Annotated in this window: 15 protein-coding genes; 11 read left to right on the forward strand and 4 right to left on the reverse strand. The window is 58.9% G+C overall.

The genetic code is table 11. The features are described from left to right. The 3 genes from AC3ZU9_RS18985 to AC3ZU9_RS18995 all read left to right on the forward strand — a co-directional run. Positions 1–9,057 (forward strand): two-partner secretion domain-containing protein (locus tag AC3ZU9_RS18985; protein WP_490091173.1); only part of this gene is annotated, 9,057 nt, incomplete at its 5' end. 4 nt (positions 9,058–9,061) lie between these two features. Continuing rightward, positions 9,062–9,379, forward strand: a complete 318-nt coding sequence (locus tag AC3ZU9_RS18990) for a hypothetical protein (protein ID WP_046036813.1) — start codon at positions 9,062–9,064, stop codon at positions 9,377–9,379. 146 nt (positions 9,380–9,525) lie between these two features. Further along, positions 9,526–9,894, forward strand: coding sequence for a hypothetical protein (locus AC3ZU9_RS18995; RefSeq protein ID WP_490091174.1), 369 nt, complete (start codon positions 9,526–9,528; stop codon positions 9,892–9,894). Between the two features lie 523 nt (positions 9,895–10,417). Here AC3ZU9_RS18995 and AC3ZU9_RS19000 read toward each other — a convergent pair. The 3 genes from AC3ZU9_RS19000 to AC3ZU9_RS19010 all read right to left on the reverse strand — a co-directional run bounded on the left by AC3ZU9_RS19000 (position 10,418) and on the right by AC3ZU9_RS19010 (position 12,677). Next, positions 10,418–11,509, reverse strand: a complete 1,092-nt coding sequence (locus AC3ZU9_RS19000) for an IS630 family transposase (RefSeq protein WP_046036852.1) — start codon at positions 11,507–11,509, stop codon at positions 10,418–10,420. A gap of 98 nt (positions 11,510–11,607) precedes the next feature. Then, entirely contained in the window at positions 11,608–12,219 is a 612-nt protein-coding gene (locus AC3ZU9_RS19005) for a type II secretion system protein GspJ (RefSeq protein ID WP_490091175.1), read from the reverse strand. After that, positions 12,216–12,677, reverse strand: coding sequence for a GspH/FimT family pseudopilin (locus tag AC3ZU9_RS19010; RefSeq protein ID WP_093545674.1), 462 nt, complete (start codon positions 12,675–12,677; stop codon positions 12,216–12,218). Before AC3ZU9_RS19010 ends, AC3ZU9_RS19005 begins: the two co-directional genes overlap by 4 nt. Before the next feature lie 81 nt (positions 12,678–12,758). On the opposite strand from AC3ZU9_RS19010, the gene AC3ZU9_RS19015 reads away from it, so the two are divergent. Further along, on the forward strand, positions 12,759–13,190 hold the full coding sequence (locus tag AC3ZU9_RS19015) for a type II secretion system protein N (RefSeq protein ID WP_490091176.1): 432 nt from the start codon (positions 12,759–12,761) through the stop codon (positions 13,188–13,190). Positions 13,191–13,196: 6 nt separating this feature from the next. Here the strand turns inward: AC3ZU9_RS19015 and gspI are convergent, their stop codons facing one another. Beyond that, on the reverse strand, positions 13,197–13,583 hold the full coding sequence (gene gspI, locus AC3ZU9_RS19020; RefSeq protein ID WP_012724400.1) for a type II secretion system minor pseudopilin GspI: 387 nt from the start codon (positions 13,581–13,583) through the stop codon (positions 13,197–13,199). A 146-nt stretch (positions 13,584–13,729) separates the two neighbouring features. Here gspI and gspG point away from each other — a divergent pair, with 146 nt between their 5' ends. Genes gspG through gspF form a run of 7 tightly spaced genes read left to right on the forward strand, consistent with a single transcriptional unit; the run spans position 13,730 to position 21,846 of the window. Then, a complete protein-coding gene (gspG, locus tag AC3ZU9_RS19025; protein ID WP_046036790.1) occupies positions 13,730–14,179 on the forward strand; it encodes a type II secretion system major pseudopilin GspG in 450 nt (149 codons plus the stop codon). An 8-nt stretch (positions 14,180–14,187) separates the two neighbouring features. After that, positions 14,188–15,153, forward strand: a complete 966-nt coding sequence (gene gspK / locus AC3ZU9_RS19030; RefSeq protein ID WP_046036791.1) for a type II secretion system minor pseudopilin GspK — start codon at positions 14,188–14,190, stop codon at positions 15,151–15,153. Then, positions 15,150–16,322, forward strand: coding sequence for a type II secretion system protein GspL (gene gspL / locus AC3ZU9_RS19035; protein WP_046036792.1), 1,173 nt, complete (start codon positions 15,150–15,152; stop codon positions 16,320–16,322). Before gspK ends, gspL begins: the two co-directional genes overlap by 4 nt. After that, the gene (locus tag AC3ZU9_RS19040) at positions 16,315–16,860 is read left to right on the forward strand and encodes a type II secretion system protein M (RefSeq protein WP_046036793.1); all 546 of its coding nucleotides are present in this window, start codon (positions 16,315–16,317) and stop codon (positions 16,858–16,860) included. The genes gspL and AC3ZU9_RS19040 overlap by 8 nt, the downstream gene beginning before the upstream one ends. Then, positions 16,857–19,223 carry a type II secretion system secretin GspD gene (gene gspD, locus AC3ZU9_RS19045; protein WP_490091177.1) on the forward strand — a complete coding sequence of 789 codons (2,367 nt, stop codon included), beginning with the start codon at positions 16,857–16,859 and terminating at the stop codon, positions 19,221–19,223. Before AC3ZU9_RS19040 ends, gspD begins: the two co-directional genes overlap by 4 nt. Next, entirely contained in the window at positions 19,220–20,638 is a 1,419-nt protein-coding gene (gene gspE, locus AC3ZU9_RS19050) for a type II secretion system ATPase GspE (RefSeq protein ID WP_012724394.1), read from the forward strand. Before gspD ends, gspE begins: the two co-directional genes overlap by 4 nt. Further along, complete coding sequence (gene gspF, locus AC3ZU9_RS19055) at positions 20,638–21,846, forward strand: type II secretion system inner membrane protein GspF (RefSeq protein WP_122811322.1); 1,209 nt, start codon at positions 20,638–20,640, stop codon at positions 21,844–21,846. The genes gspE and gspF overlap by 1 nt, the downstream gene beginning before the upstream one ends. The last annotated feature ends 33 nt before the right edge of the window (positions 21,847–21,879 follow it).

The raw sequence follows: 21,879 nt of genomic DNA on the forward strand, positions 1-21,879 counted from the left end.
GCGGACGGGATTGTGGTCAGTGCGCCGGGGACGACGCTCGGCCAGGCGGGCAACGGCGTGCCTATCGTCAACATTGCAGCACCGAATGGCAGTGGGCTGTCGCATAACCAGTTCAGTGATTACAACGTTGGTTCGCAGGGCGTGATCCTCAACAACGCGACCGGTCGGACCCAGTCGACCCAGTTGGGCGGGATCATCCTCGGCAACCAGAACCTCAACGGTATGGCTGCCAGCGTGATCCTCAACGAGGTCAACGGCGGCAGCCCCAGCCAGTTGCGCGGTTACACCGAAGTGGCGGGGCAATCGGCCCACGTGATCGTTGCCAACCCGTACGGCGTCACCTGCAACGGCTGTGGCTTCATCAACACCCCACAGGCCACGCTGACCACCGGCAAGGCCGTCATCGAAAACGGCCAAATCACTCGCTACCAAGTCGACCAGGGCAGCGTTGCCATTGACGGCGCCGGCCTGAATGCCAGTAACGTCGACCAGTTCGAAATCATCACCCGCTCGGCCAAGATCAACGCTGAGATCCAGGCCAAGAACCTGACGATCATTGCCGGTGCCAATGACGTCGACGCCAAGACCCTCAAGGCGACTGCCCGCGCCGCCGATCCGGCGACCAAGCCGCAGCTGGCCATCGACTCCTCGGCCCTGGGCGGCATGTATGCCGGGGCGATCAAGCTGGTCAGCAGCGAAGCCGGTGTCGGGGTAAAACTTGACAGCAAGATGGTCGCCAGCAGCGGCGATATGCAATTGGATGCCAGCGGCGACCTTACCTTGGTTGATACGGCGGCGGCCGGCGCGATCAACATCAAGGCCGACAACCTGCAAGCCAAGGGGCCGGTCTACGCCGGCACCACCCTGGACGTGAAAACCCAAGGCGACCTGACCAGTCAGAACAACCTTGTCGCCAAGGACCGCATCACGCTCACCAGCGGCGGCCAGTTGACCAACAACGGCATCATCGAAAGCGGGGTCAATGCCGATAACACCCGTAATACCACGGGCGATGTCAGCATCAGTGCACAGCGCGTCAACAACACCGGCAACACCATCATTGCCAGCCGCAATTTGAATGTCAGTGCAGCCCAGGGTCTCAATAATCAAGGCGGCACCCTGAGTGCTGGGCAGGCAACAACTCTCACTGCAGGCATCCTGGATAACCAAAAACAGGGTCGAGTGCTAAGCAGCGGCAAGCTGAATCTGACGGCCAACCAAGTGCTCAATACCCAAGGCGGTTTGATCACCAGCAGCGCGCCATTGACCGCCATTGTGGGCGATCTCAACAACCGTGGTGGTGAAGTCTCCAGTCTTGATGCGGCAACGATCACTGTTGCTACTTTGGATAACTTAGCAGGCTTGGTCAGTGCCGGTAGTGCGTTGAAATTCTCCGCCAGTAACTCCGTCAACAATCAAGGCGGAAAACTCATCAGCCAGGGCACCTTGGACTTGAAGGCCGGTGCTGTGGATAACAGCTCGGCTGGACGTATCGCCAGTCAGCGGGCACTGACGGTGCAGGTCGACCGGGCGCTAGTCAACACCCAAGGTCTGATCATTAGCGAAGACCTGTTGAGGGTGTCAGCGGCCAGCTTGGCCAACCGCCTGGGCAGTTTGTCCAGCGCCGAACTGTTGAGCGTCAGTACCCTGGGCGCGGTGGATAACCAGGGTGGCCAGTTGGTCACCGATGGTGCTTTGGTGCTGCGCAGCGCAAGCCTGGACAACAGCCTAAAAGGCACCGTCAACAGTGTTTCGGCATTGAGTATTAACACAGGGGCTTTTGATAACAGCCAAGGCACCGTCAGCACGCGTGACACCCTGGACATTACGGCAGGGCAACTGACCAACCAAAATGGCGGGCGCCTTACCAGCAGCAAAGCACTCACCGGCACGCTCAGCGGTTTGGATCAGCAAGGCGGCACGCTGTTTAGTGAAACTTCGGTCAGTTTGGACCTGAATCAGGGCCAGTTGAATAACCAAGGTGGCCTGATCAACGCACCGCTGTTGATGCTGAAAAACCTCAAGGGTGTGAACAACCAAGGCGGCGAAATCTCCAGCGCTCAAGCCTTTACCCTTATCGCTGGCAGCCTAGATAACAGCAATGGCAAATTGCTCAGTAACCAAGCGCTGACGGTGCGTATCACGCAGACCCTGTACAACCTCAAGGGCATGATCGCGGCGCAGTCGGTCGATGGGCACGCGGAGAGTTTGGATAACAGCGGCGGCACCCTGACCAGTCGCGGCGATCTCTTACTTAACGTCGACGGACAGATCAGCAACCAGAGCAATGGCCTGATCAACGCGACCAACACGCTGACAGTTAACAGCTCAAGCCTGAACAACGAGCAAGGCTCGTTGCTGGGCAATGCCATTGGGCTGGATTTTGGCAACACAACCGGTGATTTGAACAATGCCGGTGGCCTGATCACCACTGCTGGCCAACTGACGATTGCGTACTTGCGTGACCTCAATAACCAAGGCGGCGAGATATCCAGCATCCAAAGCCTGAACCTGGCCGGGCGAACGCTGGATAACAGCCAAGGCAAAGTGATCAGTAACGACGCGTTGACTTTGAACGGCGCCACCTTGATTAACCAGGGCGGTCTAATGTCGGGCTGGCAAGGTGTGGGCGTGACTGGCACCGACCTGGACAACCGCAACAGCGGCACCGTCTCCAGCCGCTATGGCACTGTTGACGTTCATGTGAGTAATGCACTGCAAAACAGTGGTTCCGGTGCGTTGGTCAGTCAGAAAGACCTGACAGTCACTGCCGTCAGCCTGGATAACAGCGATAAGGGCATTGTTTCCAGCGGCGGTGGGCAGACGCTCACAGTCAGCGATGTGGTCAACAACAGCCAAGGCGGTTTGATTGATAGCGGCGCCGCTCTGGACCTCAATGCTCAAACCGTTAATAACAACGCAGGTGCCATCAACGCGCAACAGGCCCTCACCCTAACTGGCAGTACCCTTGATAACACCCATGGCGCATTGATCAGTAATGGCGCCATCACCCTCGACCTCATTGATGTTTTGACTAACACCAATGGCAAGCTCGCCAGTGGTGCCGACCTGCTGTTTAAGCACACCAGCCAGGTCAACAATCAGGGCGGCCAGTTGGCCAGCCAAGGGCTCATGACGCTGTTGACCGGTGGCCTGGATAACCGCAATGGCGGCACCGTGGCGTCTAACAATACGCTGACCCTCACGGCCAGCGGGGCGGTACAAAACAGCGAAGATGGGTTGATTGCTAGCCAAAACGCTGATGTCCATTTTACGTCAAATAGCCTCGATAATGCCAAAGGCTCGATTCAGAGCCAGACCGCATTGGGTGTTGATGTGGCCGGTGCGACGGATAACCAAAGCGGTAAGCTCATTGCCCAGGCCGGTGACGTGACGTTCAAGGCTGACAGCTTGGATAACCGTGGCGGTACGCTGGCCAGTCTCAAGGGCAACCTTGAGGCACGCACGGTGGGTGTGCTGCGCAATGGCTACGACCTTAATAACAACCGCCAAGGCGGCACCGTTCAGGCCCAAAACCTAAAGCTGATCACGGGCAGCATCGATAACTACGGCGGGCGCATGGCCGCGCAAACCGGTGACGCGGTTGTCAGCACCGGTAATTTTGATAACCGCAATGGCGGTCTCTATGCCAAGGGTTTGGTCACCGTCACGGGCGGTGACTTTGATAACAGCGGTACCAACGACGGCCAAATCGCGGGCCAACAAATCACCCTCAATCTGAGCGGCGCCCTCAACAACCAGCTAGGCATCATTGAAAGCGACAGCACGCTGAACATCATCGCCACCAGCCTGGATAACCAAAATGGCCAGGTACGTGCGTTGGGCAAGACTGGCAAGACGGTGTTTCAAATCGGCGGTCTGTTTGATAACCGCAACGGCACCTTGGAAGCCGCCAATCAGGACCTGGATTTTCAAGTCGGTAGTTTCCAGAACGCTGGGGGCACCTTGCTGCATGTGGGCACCGGCACCTTGGGCATCGACGCCGCCAATCTTGCTAATACCGGTGGTAGCATCATCACGCGCGGTGGCTTGACCATCGATCAGGACACCTGGACCAACAGCAGTGTGATTCAGGCCGGTCGCCTGACGGTCAAGGTCAACACCCTGACGCAGGACACTAACGGTCAGTTATTGGCTTCTGACAACTTTACCGGCACCGGCAACAACTGGACCACGGCGGGGTTGATTGCGAGCGATGGCACCTTTGATCTGACCCTGGCGGGCCAGTTGGACAGCACCGGGCGCTCCAGCAGCCAGGGCAATTTTAACCTGACCGCCGCACAACTTGATTTGAGTAAGGATGCCAGCCTTGCCGGTGGTGGCATCACCACGGCAAACCTATCGGGCACGTTGAATAACAAGGGGCGCTTGACGTCTGCCGGCGACCTGACTCTAAACGCGGGCACGCTCAACAACTACGGAACCTTGGGCAGCGGCCAAAAACTCACGGCCACCACCGCTGCGCTGCTCAATGACCAGGGGCTGGTTTTCAGTGGCGGCGACATGGCGCTGCACGTCGACACGCTGACCAATACGTCCGCAGACATTTACAGCTTGGGCGACATTGAGGTTTTAGGGCAAAACGGAACCGCACAAGCCAGCCGAATCGATAACCTCTCAGGACGCATTGAGTCGACGGCGGACATGTCGCTCAAGTCCGCCGTTGTCACAAATAAAATGGACGGTGTTAGCACCAGTCCAGCCCATTTGACCATTTCCTCGATTGGGGTTCGTTGTTCTAACTGCGCGTCTATTACTGACGGCGGCACCTTGGCCAACTCTCATCTCGTCTGGCTACAGACCTATGAGGCTGATGCGTCGGTTCAGACGGTTGCGGCCAACTTGACTGCGGGGAGAAACCTGACCGTCGTCGGCGATACCTTCACAAACGCGAACTCGTCAGTTTCGGCGGGCGGCACCCTCAACGTGGCCGTCACTGATTTTCATAACACGGCCAGTTTAGTCGGGGGCTACACCAGTCTTAAATACATTACGATGCGCCCCAGCATTGGCCAGTGGGGGGACATCCTCAACTATAACTCCATCTATGATCCCAGCTATAACCATAACATCCGGTTCTGGAACGCAGCAGAACAAGAGTCCATGGTGGGCCTCAAGTACCCCACTTATACGGGCCAGACCATTGCCTCCTATTATTACTACTTCGGCGCCAAGGGCGGTTCAGGAACCCGAATCCCTGATCCCCAGTACGGCACCGGCGCCTCCAGTTCGGTGCCATCAGCTGTTGCCAATGCCACGCCGTTTTCCGAAAAAATCATCGCCTCGGCAAACTCCAGTTATATCCCGGCCATCATTCAGGCGGGCGGCGTTGTCACGATCAATGCGAAAAACAAAATCACCAATGGCGTAGAAAAATCCTTCGGTACTATCACAAAGGGTAGCGGGCTGACCGCCGATACGCAGGCCCTAGGAACTGGCAGCACGACCATCGTTACATTGAACCGCCAGTTGCGCCCCGACCTTTCTCAGCAACAAATCAACCCACTGAGCCTACCAGGCTTCAGCCTGCCCATCGGGCAGAACGGATTGTTTCGCCTGAGTGGTCACGTCGGCGGAACCGCGACGATAAGTGGCCCCAATAGTTGGACCTTGAACGGTAGCGCTGTGGCCACCGTCGGTCACCTTGCCGCCTCGCCCAGTTCGACCGGTACTTCTTCCGCGAGTGTGACCGTCAATCACGTGCAGGGTGTGCCGGATAGCATCGTTCAGTCTCGACCCCCAAAGTACCTGATCGAAACCAACCCGGCCCTCACCGACCTTAAACAATTCATGAGTTCGGATTACCTGCTGTCTAACCTGGGGTACGACCCGGATACCAGTTGGAAACGGTTGGGTGACGGTCTTTACGAACAGCGCTTGGTTGAACAGGCAGTTGTGTCGCGTACCGGTCAGCGCTTTATCGATGGGCAGACGTCCAACGAAGAGCAGTTCAAGTATTTGATGAACAACGCCATCCAGAGCAAGCAGCAACTGAATCTCGCCGTGGGGGTCAGCCTGACAGCGGAGCAGGTCGCCGCCCTTACGCACGATATCGTTTGGATGGAAACCACTGAGATCAATGGCGAAAAAGTCCTTGTTCCGGTGGTTTACCTGGCCCAGGCCAACAATCGCTTGGCACCTAACGGCGCTTTGATTGCAGGCAGCGACGTTAACTTAATCGCAGGTAAAGACCTGCAAAACGTCGGCACCATACGCGCCTCAAATAACCTGTCCGCACAGGCCGGTCAGAATTTGGTTAACAGTGGACTGGTGGAGGCTGGTAACCGTCTCGACCTGTTAGCCGGCGGCACTCTGGTCAACAAGGCGGGCGGCATCATCGCGGGCCGTGACGTCAGTCTCAAGTCGATTTCGGGTGACGTGATCAACGAACGCACGGTGACTGACTATCAGGCCAATCATGGTACCGACACGCTGCAACGTGGCTACGTCGACAGCGCTGCACGCATTGAAGCCGCTAACCAATTGACCATCGGTGCGGGCCGCGATTTCAACAGCGCGGGTGGAATAATAAAAACCGGTGCTGATACGACGATCCAGGCCGGGCGTGATATCAATCTGATACCTGCCCAACAGGCTGACAGCCTCACGGGAGGTAAAAAACTCCGCCAGCAAACCATCACTCAATACGGTACCAGTATTGAGGTAGGACGTGACTTCATGGCCACTGCCGGTCGTGACATCAACTCTGCCGCCAGTCAGATCGACGCCCGACACGACGTCACGATGGTCGCCGCGGGTGATTTGACTCTAGCTCCTGCAGCGGACGAACAGCACTCATACAGTAAGAGCAGAAGTACTAAGAAACAGGAAGACCATGTCAGCCAAGTGGCGACTACGGTGACGGCCGGTGGTGATGTCTCGCTGGCGGCGGGAAAAGACATGATGCTGGTTGCTAGCGATGTCACTGCGGGCGATGAGGCTTATCTGGTGGCAGGCGGAAAACTTGGCATGCTGTCAGCGCAGGACAGTGATTATTCGCTGTTAGATTTGAAGAAAAGCGCGCCCCGCGGAGGAAAGAAAACCCGGCGCGATGAAGCCACCCAGGTTACTAACGTCGGCACTGATATTAAAACCGGTGGCAACTTAACCCTCCAAAGTGGTGGTGATCAGCAGTACCAGGTCGCCAAGTTGGAGAGTGGAAAAAACATCACGCTCGACAGTGGAGGCGCTATCACCTTTGTCGCTGTTAAGGATCTGCATCAGGAGAGTCACGAGAAGAGCAATAACAGCCTTGCGTGGAATAGTGCCAAGGGGCACGGTAACACTGACGAAGCTCTGCGCCAGAGCCAGTTGATTGCTCAAGGAAATTTGGCGATCAAGGCTGTTGATGGTTTGAAGATCGACATTAAACAGATTGACCAGAATACGGTGAGCCAGACCATTGATGCGATGGTTAAGGCTGACCCGCAGCTCGCTTGGCTCAAAGAAGCGGAGAAGCGCGGGGATGTGGATTGGCGAAAAGTGCAGGAAATCCACGACAGCTTCAAATACAACAACTCAGGGCTAGGAGTCGGCGCACAACTGGTTATAGCCATTGTGATGGCGTATTTCGTTGGTCCGATGGCAATGAACGCGCTGAGTGCTGCGGGTGCCAGCACGGCGGTCGCGGCGGGTGGAGCTGCGGTCGCTACCGGCGCGGCGACTAACGCAACGGTTAGCTTTGTCAACAATCGAGGCGATCTTGGAGCTGTTATCAAGGATACGACCTCCGGTGATGCGCTAAAGGGCTATGTGGTAAGTGGGATCACCGCAGGTCTCGCAGTAGGTGTTTTCGGTGATCTGACAGGAACGAAAGTAGACCCGTTGACCGGAAAAATTAAGATCGACCTGACTACTGTTAATGGAATCGGCCGATTTGCTGCCAATCAGATATTGCAGAACGGTACGTCTACAGCGCTGAGCAAGGCGCTGGGGATGAATGTCAGTTTCAATGACGCGCTTACCACATCGTTGCTGAATACAGTTGCAGCCGCCAGCTTCGACGCAGTCGGAGGGCAGCGAATGGTAGATGGTAGCGTCGACAAAATAGCCGTCCACGCGCTGATAGGTGGGTTACTGGCACAGGCGTCGGGTAGTAGTTTCTTGGCTGGGGCAGTTGCTGCAGGTGCTAACGAAGCCCTAGCCACTTCATTGCGACGTACCGTAACGCAATTAGATCCCGAACAGCGAGATTTGCTGTTGACTTCAGCCTCTCAACTGGTGGGCTTATTGTCAGCTGCGTTGGCGGGTGGCGATGCCAAAGCTCTGGAGACAGGCGCGTGGCTTGCTAAAAACGCTACCCAATATAACTTTCTGAATCACTATGAAATGGTGGACTTCGTAGGTGACATGAATGCCTGCGCTGGTAGCGACACTTGCTACCGGAACACTTGGACGGCGCAGTATGGCAATACAAATTATAGTCAGCTGAGTCAGGATAATCTCAAAGATGCCTTGGGCACTGTTGGACCTGCCAGGGCTAATGCCCTGCTAGGCGAGATTCATGGCGGTCTTGCTGCCTTAGGCGAGTTGCAATGCGCAACCGCTGTCTGTGATACGTACAAGTTCACATTGATCGACAGAGCTCTAACGGCTAGAGCTGAGCTGCAAAAAGTTTACGCTGAAGGTACTGGGATCATAGGTGGCGTACTTCTCGGGCCGATTGGAGCGGTGGGAGGTGCTGTTCGAAATGGGAGCACAGCAGCAGAAGCGACGGGAATTGAAAAAGCGTATGCTTATTGGGCTGGGGTGCGGGGTGCAAAAGGAATGCAATCCATCATTGAGCCAAAAATTGCTCAGCAGATGGGGAAGCGAGGCTGGACAACGGACTCGCTTGAAAGCGTCATCGCGAATCCCAGCAAGACTGTGGTGACTAAAGACACTAGATTCGATCCAGTCTCGGGTACGCGGCTCAATGATCCCGCAACTGGTTATGTAGCCAAAGATGGTTCGTACGTTGTTCGGAATGACCGGACTGGTGCAATCGTGCAGGTATCAGATAAAAACGATAAAAGCTGGGTCGCACCATGGGAGTAGAGCAATGAAGGAGTTTATTTTTTTGGGTTTTGGACCTGAACCAACCAGACTTTGGTGCGGTGTGCCGTTATTTAACTTGAGCGATAGTCATGAGTTGCTGAATTATTGTGATACACGCGATGCGGCTGTGCTCGGAATTGAAGGGTTTAAAATTGTAGGGGATAAAAGAATCCCTGACTTAGACTGTATTGCGGATTTTTCTGCCTTGGCGGTGGCTGCCGGTGAAGCATTTCCTGCCATGTCTAGAAAGTCGGCTAGGGATTTCATTGAGTTGATTTCAGATCGCGATACTTTTTTGGAGTTTGTCTTAGTCAGGGTTTGATGGTGCAAAAGGTGTACCTAATATAGCAAAAAGTTTTGTCCCGGCAGAAAGAACTGGTTTGGGATTTGAAGTTAAATCTGTTTCCAGTGCTGAGGGGTATGTCAATCTTAAACTCTCAGCCAGACAAAAATTTAATAGTGAGGGGAATGTCGTTAGCAGTAACTATGCTCAATCAGATTTGGTTGCGAGGTATTCTCCCAATGGAGAACTTTATATCGATTGGTATGCTACAACAGTTACAGGGCGCGGGGGTTGATAGTGAGATGATATCAAGGGCCATTGAAAATATTGGTCCGAGTAATATTAAAATTGTTTCGGCAAATTTGGGCGAGACAAATTTAGAAGTTTTTAGAGCAGCCACGTCCTCGGGGTTAACTAAAGAACAAGCTGTATGGGCAACGCCTCTTGGGAAAACAATGAATGCTCTAGGATTCAAGAATGTTGAAATGTCTGGTGCTGGTAGTGTGAGTTTTTCACCTTTTTACAATACTCTAAACCGTGGTTCTCCGCGTTGATCGCTAGTTTGAAGTGCTCTCCAGATACTGTTCAATCTTCAGTTAAGATTGAATCTGCGCTTGCGAAAATTTTACGTGTGGCGTGCGTAATATGTATGAATTCCGTGACGCAAGATATTAAGTTGTTGCGTATTGCAATTTGATTCGCGAAGGAAGGGCGTCAGAAATGTAAGCGTCTTTCCCTCGGGGACTTAATGCTCGGCCAGATATATTTCCGGCCGACAGTCTCGAACATTTAAATTAAAGTGTATGTTCATTAACAGCAGGTGCTGCATCTGAGGAAAGGGCGCGGTCTTTTTCTTTGTCCCCTTTTCCACTCGGAAAAATGGATTTGCTAAGGTTGAGGTGGTTAAAGTCGTCATTCTTCCTGTTATAGGGGAATGGAAGAGTGCGAAGTCAATAAGGGTATGACTGATTAAGAACTTGATTAGGCGGTGCTTTTGCTAATAAGGTCTGCGGGCTATAGCGTGTAAGTACATAAAGATAAATAGCCTGTTAAATTACTGTCTAGTGGCCTGAGCGGTTAATCCATTAATTTATTTTTTATCACGCTCAGCTTCGCTTTATGTACCGAACTAATGATGGCCTCAGCCGTTTTATTCCACTTGAACGGCTTGGCTGAATGCTCATTGTGAGCATCGATAAATTGGCGGATAGCGACTTTTAGGTCGGCGACGCTGGTGAAGGCACCCCGGTATAGCGCTCGTCTTTCCAGTTGTGCAAACCAGCCTTCCACGGCGTTCAGCCAAGACGCGCTGGTTGGTGTGAAGTGCAATTTGAAACGCGGATGCTTTTCCAGCCACTGCTTGATTGCAGCCGTTTTGTGGGTCGAACTGTTATCTAGAATCACATGCAGATCCAGTCCGGCTGGCGTGCTGCGTTCAATCTGTTGCAGAAAAGCCAGAAACTCCTTGGCTCGATGGCGCTGGGTAATCCGTCCGATTACTTGGCCGGTCAGGATGTCGAAAGCCGCGTACAGACTCGCCGTACCATGGCGCTTGTAATCATGCGTCCGGCGTTCAACTTGACCTGGACGTAGCGGGAGCATCGGTTGGGTGCGATCCAACGCCTGGATCTGGGTTTTCTCGTCAACCGACAACACCAGGGCATTATCCGGTGGGTTCAGATAGAGCCCGACCACGTCGACTACCTTGTCGGCGAAATGAGGATCGTTGCTGATTTTGAAGGTCTTCAGACGATGGGGTTTGAGGTCGGAAGCGGCCCAGACCTGCCGAACCTGCCACGTGGTAACCCGCGCATACTTGGCCATCAAACGGACGCTCCAGTGAGTGGCTTCCTGGGGTACACGCCGGGTGGTCAGTGTCAGGATTTCGTTGATTTTATCGGGCCCAAGTTTGAGTGGCTGGCCGCTGCGCGGCAGATCGCTCAACCCTTCGATTCCCGCCTCCAGATAACGTTTTCGCCACTTGAATACCGTCGGCGGCGTGACCTGCAAATGCTCGCTGACGGCCTTGGGCGTCAATCCGTCAGCCAGTAGAAGCAGGATGCGCGCTCGCTGGGCGAGGCTCTGTTCCAGCGTACTCATACGCAACCAACCTTGCAGGGCGATGAGATCGGAAGGCATTAAAGCGAAGGGGGAAGTCGGTCGGGCCATGCGCATAACCAATCCATGACATTGGACGCACAGTATATCGTTACCATTAGATAAATTAATTAACCGCTCAGCCCACTAGTCCTTAAATAGGTTCACACCTAATTCAATGGGCCCACGACCTGCCGATAATGTTCCGCTCCCTGCAACGTCTGGCGAGTCAGCTTGATCTCCAGGCCTTGGGGTTCGTCCTTGCGATTGCCGCTCAGTTGACGCCAACCCTGGCCAGGCTCCCAGACACGTACCTGCAGGTCACTCACTTTGTCCAATACGGCCACGCCTTCGCCCGGTGCGGGAAGCGGGTAGCGGCTGCGCGCGGGTGCTGCTGCGCGGTATAGGGTTTGGTCCTGCAGCCACCAGCGTACCCGTTGCAAACCGTCTTCCGGCGCGGCTGCGCTGCGGATCACGTCTAGGCGAAAGCGCTGATTGTCGGCGCTGCGTACGCTGATCGCCGGCGGCGCTTGCGCAGGTTCGGTCTCGTGCTGGGTAAGGTTTGGCACGCGCAATTCGGTGCTGGCGCGCAGGGCCAGGTCGCGTTCCAGCTGGTTCAGGGCGCGCAGTAGGGCTTCGGTGTGTTCGGTGCTCGCCTGCAGATGCTGGTCGGCACGGCTGACGCTGTCGAGGCCGCGCCAGGCAATCAGGCTGACAATCGCCATCAGCATGATCGCCACCATCACTTCAATCAGCGTAAAGCCGTGCTGCCGAGTATTCATGGCGTGGCCTCCACGCGAAATTGTCCGGCCGCGGTGCGCCGTACCGAAAGGCTGTTCTGCCCGTCCGACAGTTGCAGTTGCAACGGCGTATCGAACCACTCGGCGTTGAGTACGACCCGTTGTTTGGGGATGACGCGTACCTGAACCGCCGGTGTGTCCCACGCACGAGGGCGCAGTTGCGGGTCGCTGTTGAACTGATCGAAGCCCGTAGCGTGTTCATTGCGGCGGCTGAAGTGAAACCCTTTGGTATCTGCCTGCCAGGTGATCGGGCGCCCGTCGGCCAAGGCTTCGGCCTGGGCGACCTGCAGCAGTTGCACCAGGCGATTGGCGTCCTGGCGCAGCAGGTGCAATGGGTCGGGCTTGATACTCAGGCCGACCGCCGCACTGGCAATGCCGATGATGATGAGCACCACCATCAGTTCGATCAGGGTAAAGCCGTGTTGCCTGGCCGCTGTCATCGCGCAACGCTCCGTCGTCGTGGAGAACATACCGAGAGTTGTCCTGTAGACTGCCTGACAGGACAACAAGGAGGTTTCGTCTTGGCATACACTTTTCGTTTATCGCCCGCGCAATGTGTGCAGTCGGCGGCGTTGCTCGCGACGTTGGCGGGCGTGTTGGTCTGGTCATCACTGCTGCTGATCCCGGCCCAATCCAGCGCACCGCCGGCCGAGCGCGAAGGCGCCGCAGTTGCGGTCGACAGCCCGGCATTGCAGTGGTTTTCCAATCGGCTTGCAGTGCTGGATATCAAGGTTTCAGGGATGATGACCGGTGCGCATGGCGCAGTCGCGATCCTCAGTCTCAACGGCATGCCACCCCGTGGGTTTCTGGTGGGGGAGCGCTTGACCCAGGGGGTGCGCCTGGTGGCGATTGAGCGCGACACCGTGGTGATTGAGCGCGGCAGCGAACGGACTCGATTCAAGGTCAGCACGCTGCCCGACGCTCAGTCGATGCCACGATTGACCCGGCCCTGAGCCCGCTCATTCGCGTTTTTCCACGGGCTGGGCGAGCAGCGTCTCGAGCCGCGCCAACGGCGGCGCCTCGCGTTCGCGGTCCGAGACCTGCAGCGTAACGCGCATCAGCCGGGGATCTGCACTCGGCGCGATCACTTGCCCACAGCGCAGTTGCAGGCGCCCCTGATCACATTCGAAGGCTTTGTGCCCCGGTGCCAGCCGGCCTTCCAGGCGCAGTTCGGCCAGTCGGCTCTGCGCCGCCAGCAGTGCCAGTGATCGATCACGCAGCAGGCCATTGCTCTGGGTCATCAGGCCCGCAACGCGCACGGCTGCCGACATGGCCACGGCAATAATTGCCAACGCCACCAGCACCTCGATCAACGTAAAACCTTGCTCCTTGCGCGACAGCTCCATGGGTGACTCTTTACCGAAAACCGGCATGCAGGATAACACTCGAAAACAGGCAGATGACTCAGCGTGCGGCTGAGTTTTTTCAATACACCATTTAGTTCATTTGTTACACTGCGCGCCGAATTGCAAACAAGCCAAGGATGGTGGATATGGATGTCGCTCGCGTCAAATTTCAGTCTGCAGGTGGCCGAGGCCAGCAGGGGTTCACCCTGATCGAGATCATGGTGGTGGTGGTGATTCTCGGCATCCTCGCGGCCATGGTCGTACCTAAGGTGCTCGACCGTCCGGATCAAGCCAGGGCCACGGCGGCCAAGCAGGACGTCTCCGGCCTGATGCAGGCACTCAAGCTCTATCGCCTCGACCACGGCACTTACCCGAGCATGAACCAGGGGCTCAAAGTGCTGGTGGAGCGCCCGGCGGACGCCAAGAACAGCAACTGGCGTTCCTACCTGGAGCGTTTGCCCAATGACCCGTGGGGGCGTCCTTACCATTACCTGAACCCTGGCGCGAACGGCGAAGTCGACATCTTCTCCCTCGGTGCAGACGGGCAACCTGACGGCGACGGCGTGAACGCCGATATCGGCTCCTGGCAGCTCTAAGCGCTGCCATGAAAAACCCTTTGCTCAATAGCGCGAAACAGCGCGGCATGGCGATCATCAGCGCCTTGCTGATCGCCGCCGTGGTGGCGGTTATCGCCGCTGGCATGCTCACCCGGCAGAGCGTGTTTACCCGCTCGCTGGAAGCTGAACAGTCACGCCTGCAAGGCAGTGCGGTGCTGCTCGGCGGCCTGGAAACCAGCCGGCAACTGCTGTGGGATGCGCGTCGCAAGGAAGCACCAACGCGGCGTGACCAGGCATGGGCGCAACCGATCAAAAGCGCCCTCCCGGGTGCAGGTTTTGATGGGCGCCTGGAGGATCAGCAAGGCAAATTCAACCTGCGGAACTTGATCGCCGGCGAGCGCGTCAATGCCAGGCAATTACGCAGTTTTGAGCAGCTGTGCGCCATGCTCGGCATCGAGGCTGGCGTTGCGCAACGCATCAGTCAGCGCGTCATTGCCGCTTATCCGCGCCAGGAACATTCGCAAAGCACGACGCAAAACCGGTTTAACAGCGGCCGTGCGACCTCGCCCGACGCCAACGCCAATCCCGTTCCTGCAACCCGGCCGATGCTGCGCAGCCTCGACGACCTGCGCGGTATCCAGGGCGTGAATGAGCGGGTGTTGGCGCGCCTGGCGCCCTATGTCAGCGTTATCCCGGTCAGTACCTGGGTCAACAGCAATACCGCCAGCGCTGAGGTACTGGCCGCGGTAGTGCCTGGGCTATCGCTGACCCAGGCGCAGGCCTTGGTCGCAGAGCGTGATCGGGGCCAGTGGTTTATCAATCGTGGCGACTTTCTCAATCGCTTGCGTGCGCCGCAGTTGAGCGTCGACGACCTTGATGTCGGCATCACCAGCGAATGGTTTCTGCTTCACGGTTACGCCCGTCGTGACAAGCGCCGGGTCAGGGTGGACGCATTGTTGTATCGCTCGGAGAGCGACATGCCCAAGGTGATCTGGTCGAGACTGGGCGTATGAGTGTGCGCATTGCCTTGCCGCCGCTGAACAGCCTGACGCCGGACACTGAGCTTGCGTTCGCACGCCTGGACCGCAACGGTCGCGTCAGCCAGACCGGCGTCAGTACGCTGGCGTTGCTGGGGCAAACGGCTCAATCGCAGAGCGTGGAGTGCTTTCTTCACCCCATGGACAGCGTCCTCACACAGTTGCAGTTGCCACCGCTGTCGGCCGCGAAGACCCAGGCGGCGGTGATGTGTGCGGCACAGGCGCTGATCCTCGGTCGCATTGAACAGATGCATATCGCGCACAGCCCTGGCGATGCCGATGGGCACGTGTTCCTCAGTTGGTTGCCGGCGTCGGTCCTGGAGCGTTTCGGTGAGGTGTTGAGCCAGCACCGGTTAAAGCTGCGGGGGCTATATCCCGCACCCTATGGCCTGCCGGTGCCACCGGCCGGGCACATCAGTGCCTGTGTGCTGGAGGGGCATTTGCTGCTGCGCCATAGCCTTGAGCAAGGCGTGGTCGAACCGCAGGTTCAAGCGAGCCTGGACGCGCTGGCGGCCAGTGGCAGCCGCTTGGCCTGGTTCGGTGACGACACCCCCGCTGCAGTGATCGAGCCACAACCTGCGCAGCAACGATGGTCTGCTGCTTTACCTACGTGGGGATTACACGGCGGCGTCGGCAAGGCACCAGGGTCGCAAGCGGGTTGGGGCAGGGCGCTGGCCTGTTGCGCGCTGGCAATCGGCGTGTGGCTGCTGGGCCTGAATCTGTACGCCGCGCGTGAGGCCAGCGAAGGCCAGCAACTCAAAATGCAAATGAGTCAGCGGGTCAAACAAGCGTTTCCCGAGTTGCCGGTGATCCTTAATCCACTGCAACAAGCCCGTCAGCAATTGAGCGCGCGGCAAAACCCGGCAAATAGCGACGCATCCCAGCGCTTTGCCGGCCTGATGCTGCAAGCCGCCGACGCGATGCCGTTCATGGTCGGCAATGTGCAGGGCCTGGTCTTTGAACAGGCAGAGCTGCACGTGAGTTTGACCGCCGATGCGCGGCGAAATACCCCAGATAACGCCTGGCAAGCCACCCTGGCCCAGGCCGGCGTCGCGGCTCAGGCCACGCCGACGGGCTGGCGTTTGCGCCCGGCCGATGCCGAATCCCGTGAACCCGACTCCGGTGCTGCAAGCGACAATGAATAAGCATTCCTTGACCCTTTGGCGTGGCCAATGGCAGCACTTCAACGCCCGCGCACGGAGCGTTTGGCGAGGCCTGTCACGGCGGGAAAAACGCATGGTCGCGGGCACTGCGCTGCTGCTCGGCGGGCTGCTGAGCTGGCTGGTCCTGATCCAGCCGGCCTTGAAGAAAATCGAATATTGGCAGGCTGAAACACCAAAGCTGCGTGCGCAAACCGAGGCACTCGAACGCTTGCTGCGCGAGGTGCCGACGCCAACCGCCGGCCAGCCCCTCGAACCGGCCCTGCGCCAAAGCTTGGATGCGCGCGGGCTGGTCGGATATTACCAATTGACGCCGGTGGAGACCGGCTGGCAGTTGACGTTCGAAACCGCACCGGCTGACGCAGTCATCGGTTGGCTGGTGAGCAACCCAAGGCAATTTTCTCTGGAAGTGGTCGAGGCCCGTTTGCAGCGTGCAGGCGAAGCCAAGGCCGATGATACGGCAGGCACTCTGTCGGGAACTGTCCGCATGGATCAGGCGTTTGGCGCTAAGGAAGCTTCATGAAGTGGTCAGGTTCCAATTATGTACGCAACGCCGCGCCGTTCCTGTTACTGGCACTGAGCGCGTGCAGCACGCAAACGGCTTCCAACGCGCCACCGCTGCTGGTCGACAGCGAACTCGGCCAGCCCCTGGCCAACACCCAGCGCAGCGGCGACGTACTCCTGGAACGCCAGCGCGCCCAGACGCAGATCGAGCGGCAAGCGCGGCCGCAGCGTACCCTCGTCAATCCGGTGCGCCGGGGCGGCGCAAGTATCGGCGGTACAACGCTGAGCAACCCGCTTGGCAGCCAGCCGGTGAGTCTGAATTTCGTGGATGCCGACATTCAAGCCGTCGTGCGCGGACTCTCCCGCGCCACCGGCCGGCAGTTTCTGGTCGACCCACGCGTAACCGGTTCCCTGAACCTGGTGTCTGAAGGCGAAGTACCGGCCCATCAGGCCTACGATATGTTGCTGGCGGCATTGCGCATGCAGGGCTTCAGCGTGGTCGACGTCGGCGGCGTGGCCCATGTGGTACCGGAGGCCGATGCGAAATTGCTCGGTGGGCCGGTCTACAGTGCCGACCGGCCGGCGGCGAATGGCATGCTCACGCGCACGTTTCGCCTGCATTATGAAAATGCGGTGAACCTGATCCCGGTGCTGCGCCCGATCGTCTCGCCGAACAATCCGATCAATGCCTACCCCGGCAACAACACCCTGGTCATCACCGACTACGCCGATAACCTGACGCGCGTGGCGCAGTTGATTGACAGCATCGACAGCCCCAGCGCGATCGATACCGATGTCGTGCAGGTCCAGAACGGCATCGCGGTGGACATCGCCGGTATGGTCTCGCAGCTGCTGGAACAGCCTGGCAGCGACGCCACCCAGAAGATTTCGGTGGTGGGCGACCCGCGTTCCAACTCGATCATCATCCGTGCCGGCAGCCCGGAGCGCACCGAGCTGGCGCGCAACCTGGTGTACAAACTCGACAACGCCCAGAGCAATCCGAGCAACCTGCACGTGGTGTACCTGCGTAACGCCCAGGCGGCGAAGCTGGCCCAGGCACTGCGCGGCTTGCTCACCGGTGAAAGCGACAGCGGCACCGGCGATACCGGACGTTCGGTGCTGAGCGCGATGGGTGGCAACACCAGCGGCGGGCAGAGCGGCCAAAACAGCCCAAGCAGCACCAGCCAGACGTCGAGCAGCGGCAGCAGTTCCAGCAACGGCACCGGCATGGGCTACGGACAGAGCGGCGGCAATTCGAGCAGCCAGGCCGGCGCCCAGGCCACGGACCAAAGTGTCGCCTTCAGCGCCGGCGGTGTCACGATCCAGGCGGACGCCACCACCAACACCTTGCTGATTTCCGCGCCCGAGCCGCTGTACCGCAACCTGCGGGAAGTCATCGACATGCTGGACCAGCGTCGCGCACAGGTGGTGATCGAGAGCCTGATCGTTGAGGTCGGCGAGGACGATGCCAACGAATTTGGCGTGCAATGGCAAAGCGGTGACCTGGCGGGCAAAGGGGTGATCGGCGGCACCAACCTGGGCGGCAGCGGGCTGCAGACCGGCGGCCTGACCAGCATCGACGCGCTGCCCGGTGGCCTGAGCGTGGGTTACCTCAGCGGCACGGTGAACATCCCCGGTGTCGGCAATGTCATGGACCTCAAAGTGCTGGCCCGCGCCCTCAAGAGCAAGGGCGGCAGCAACGTACTGTCAACGCCGAACCTGCTGACCCTGGACAACGAAGCCGCGAGTATTTTCGTCGGCCAGACCATTCCGTTTGTCAGCGGCAGCTACGTGACCGGAGGGGGTGGCACCAGCAACAACCCGTTCCAGACGGTGACGCGCGAGGAGGTTGGGCTCAAGCTCAATGTACGGCCACAGATCTCCGAAGGCGGCACGGTCAAGCTCGATATCTACCAAGAAGTCAGCAGCATCGACGAACGCGCCTCCAGCAGTGCGACGTCGGCGGGCGTGGTGACCAACAAGCGCGCAATTGACACCAGCATCCTGCTCGATGACGGGCAGATCATGGTGCTCGGCGGCCTGCTGCAGGACGGCTACAGCCAGAGCAACGAGGCGGTGCCCTGGCTGTCGAGCATTCCCGGGCTCGGCGCGTTGTTTCGCAATGAACGCCGGGCCACCACCAAGACCAACCTGATGGTGTTCCTACGGCCCTATATCATCCGTGACAGCGCCGGTGGACGGGCGATTACCCTGAACCGCTACGACTTCATCCGCCGGGCCCAGGGCGCACTGCAACCGGAGCGCAGTTGGGCGATGCCGGGCATGCAGGCGCCGCAACTACCCGCCGCGGCCGTGGGGGTGCCGGCGGCACCGGGAAGCGGGCAACCCCGCGCAACGATTCGTGCAGTGCCGCTCCAATGAACGCGTTGCCCTACGCCTGGGCCAAGGCTCAACGCATCCTGCTGCGCAATGGCGAGGAGGGCGCGGTGCTGACGGTTTGCCCATCGACACCCGGCTGGTCGATCAGCGAGGTGCGCCGGCAGTTCGGCGCGGCGCGGCTCGAGCAGGTGCGGGACGAGGAACTCGACGGCTTGCTCGCCGCAGCCTACGCCGACACCGGCAGCGCGGCGGCGGTGGTGGGGGCGGCGGAAAACGAAGTCGATCTTGACCGCTTGATGCAGGACATCCCGGAAATCACCGACCTGCTGGACACCCAGGACGGCGCGCCGGTGATCCGCATGATCAACGCGTTGCTCACCCAGGCCGCGCGTGACGAGGCCAGTGACATTCACATCGAGCCTTACGAAAGCCATTCGGTGGTGCGCTACCGGGTCGACGGCACCCTGCGTGACGTGGTCTCGCCGCGTAAGGCGTTGCACGCGGCGCTGGTGTCGCGGATCAAGATCATGGCGCAACTGGACATCGCCGAGAAACGCCTGCCTCAGGATGGCCGCATCGCGTTGCGCGTGGCGGGTCGGCCGATCGACATTCGCGTATCCACGGTGCCCACCGGCCACGGTGAGCGGGTGGTGATGCGTTTGCTCGACAAACAGGCCGGGCGCCTGCAACTGGAAACCCTCGGCATGGACGTGCAGGTGCTGGCCAAGCTGGACAACCTGATCCGCCAGCCCCACGGCATCGTGTTGGTCACCGGCCCCACCGGCAGCGGCAAGACCACCAGCCTCTATGCCGCGCTCGCACGGTTGGACGCCAGCACCAGCAACATCCTCACCGTTGAAGACCCGGTGGAATACGACCTGCCGGGCATCAGCCAGATCCAGGTGAATGCCAAGATCGACATGACTTTCGCCCTGGCCCTGCGAGCGATCCTGCGCCAGGACCCGGACATCATCATGATCGGCGAGATCCGCGACCTCGAAACCGCACAGATCGCAGTGCAGGCGTCGCTGACCGGGCACCTGGTGCTGGCCACGCTGCACACCAATGATGCGGTATCGGCGGTCAACCGGCTGATTGACATGGGCGTCGAGCCGTTCCTGCTGGCGTCTTCGATGCTCGGCGTGTTGGCGCAAAGGCTGGTGCGGCGCCTGTGCAGCCACTGCAAGCAGGAAGACCCGGCCCACCCAGGCACGTGGCGGCCGCTTGGCTGTGCCGCCTGTAACCACACCGGCTACAGCGGCCGCACCGGCATCCATGAGTTGTTCTGTATCGACGATGAGATTCGCGCGTTGATCCACCAGGGGGCGGGTGAACAGGCCCTGCGCCTTGCGGCACGCGAAGCGGGCATGTTCAGCCTGCGCGAAGACGGTGAGCGTTGGGTGCGCGCAGGGGCCACGGCGCCGGAAGAAATCCTGCGTGTGACACGGGACGCCTGATGAATCGCTACCGTTTCGAAGCCGCCGACGCCACCGGCAAGCTTGAGTCCGGGCACCTTGAAGCCGATAGCCAGCGCGCCGCGTTCGGGGTGTTGCGCAGCCGTGGTCTTACCGCGCTCTCGGTGCAGCTTGAAACCCCTGTGCCTGCCGGCGGTGGTGCAGTGTTCAGCGCCAGGTTCTCCGACAACGACCTCGCCTGGGCCACGCGGCAACTGGCGAGCCTGCTGGGCGCCAGCCTGCCGTTGGAGGCCGCCTTGAGCGCCACGGTCGAGCAGGCGGAAAAAAAGCATATCGCCCAGACCTTGAGCGCGGTGCGCGCCGATGTACGCGGCGGTATGCGCCTGGCCGAGGCCCTGGCGATACGGCCACGGGATTTCCCGGCGATCTATCGCGCATTGATTGCCGCCGGTGAAGAGTCCGGCGACCTTGCGCAGGTCATGGAGCGTTTGGCCGATTACATCGAAGAACGCAACAACCTGCGCAGCAAGATCCTCACCGCGTTTATCTACCCGGGCGTGGTCGGGCTGGTGTCGATTGCGATCGTGATCTTTCTGCTCAGCTATGTGGTGCCGCAGGTGGTCAGTGCGTTTTCCCAGGCTCGCCAGGACTTGCCGGGGCTGACCCTGGCGATGCTCAATGCGAGTGATTTCATTCGTGCTTGGGGAGTGTGGTGTTTCGGTCTCATGGCCGCCGGCTTCTGGGGATGGCGCCTGTATTTGCGTAACCCGGTGGCGCGCCTGAACTGGCACAGCCGGGTGCTGCGCTTGCCCTTGATCGGGCGCTTTGTGCTGGGCCTGAACACGGCACGGTTTGCCTCGACCCTGGCGATTCTGGGGGCCGCCGGGGTGCCGTTGTTGCGTGCCCTGGAAGCGGCGCGCCAAACCCTGTCCAATGACCGCTTGAGCCTCAGCGTGAGTGATGCCACGGCGAGGGTGCGCGAAGGCGTGAACCTCGCGCCGGCGTTGCGCGTGGAAAATGTGTTCCCGCCGGTACTGATCCACCTGATCGCCAGTGGCGAAAAAACCGGTTCGCTGCCGCCAATGCTGGAGCGGGCGGCGCAGACCTTATCGCGCGATATCGAGCGTCGGGCCATGGGCATGACGGCGTTGCTGGAGCCACTGATGATTGTCGTGATGGGCGCGGTGGTGCTGGTGATTGTAATGGCCGTGCTGCTGCCGATCATCGAGATCAACCAGTTGGTGCAATAGCTGCAAGCGCGCACTAAAAAGCCCCCGTCACCG

Source organism: Pseudomonas sp. A39 (assembly GCF_058145955.1).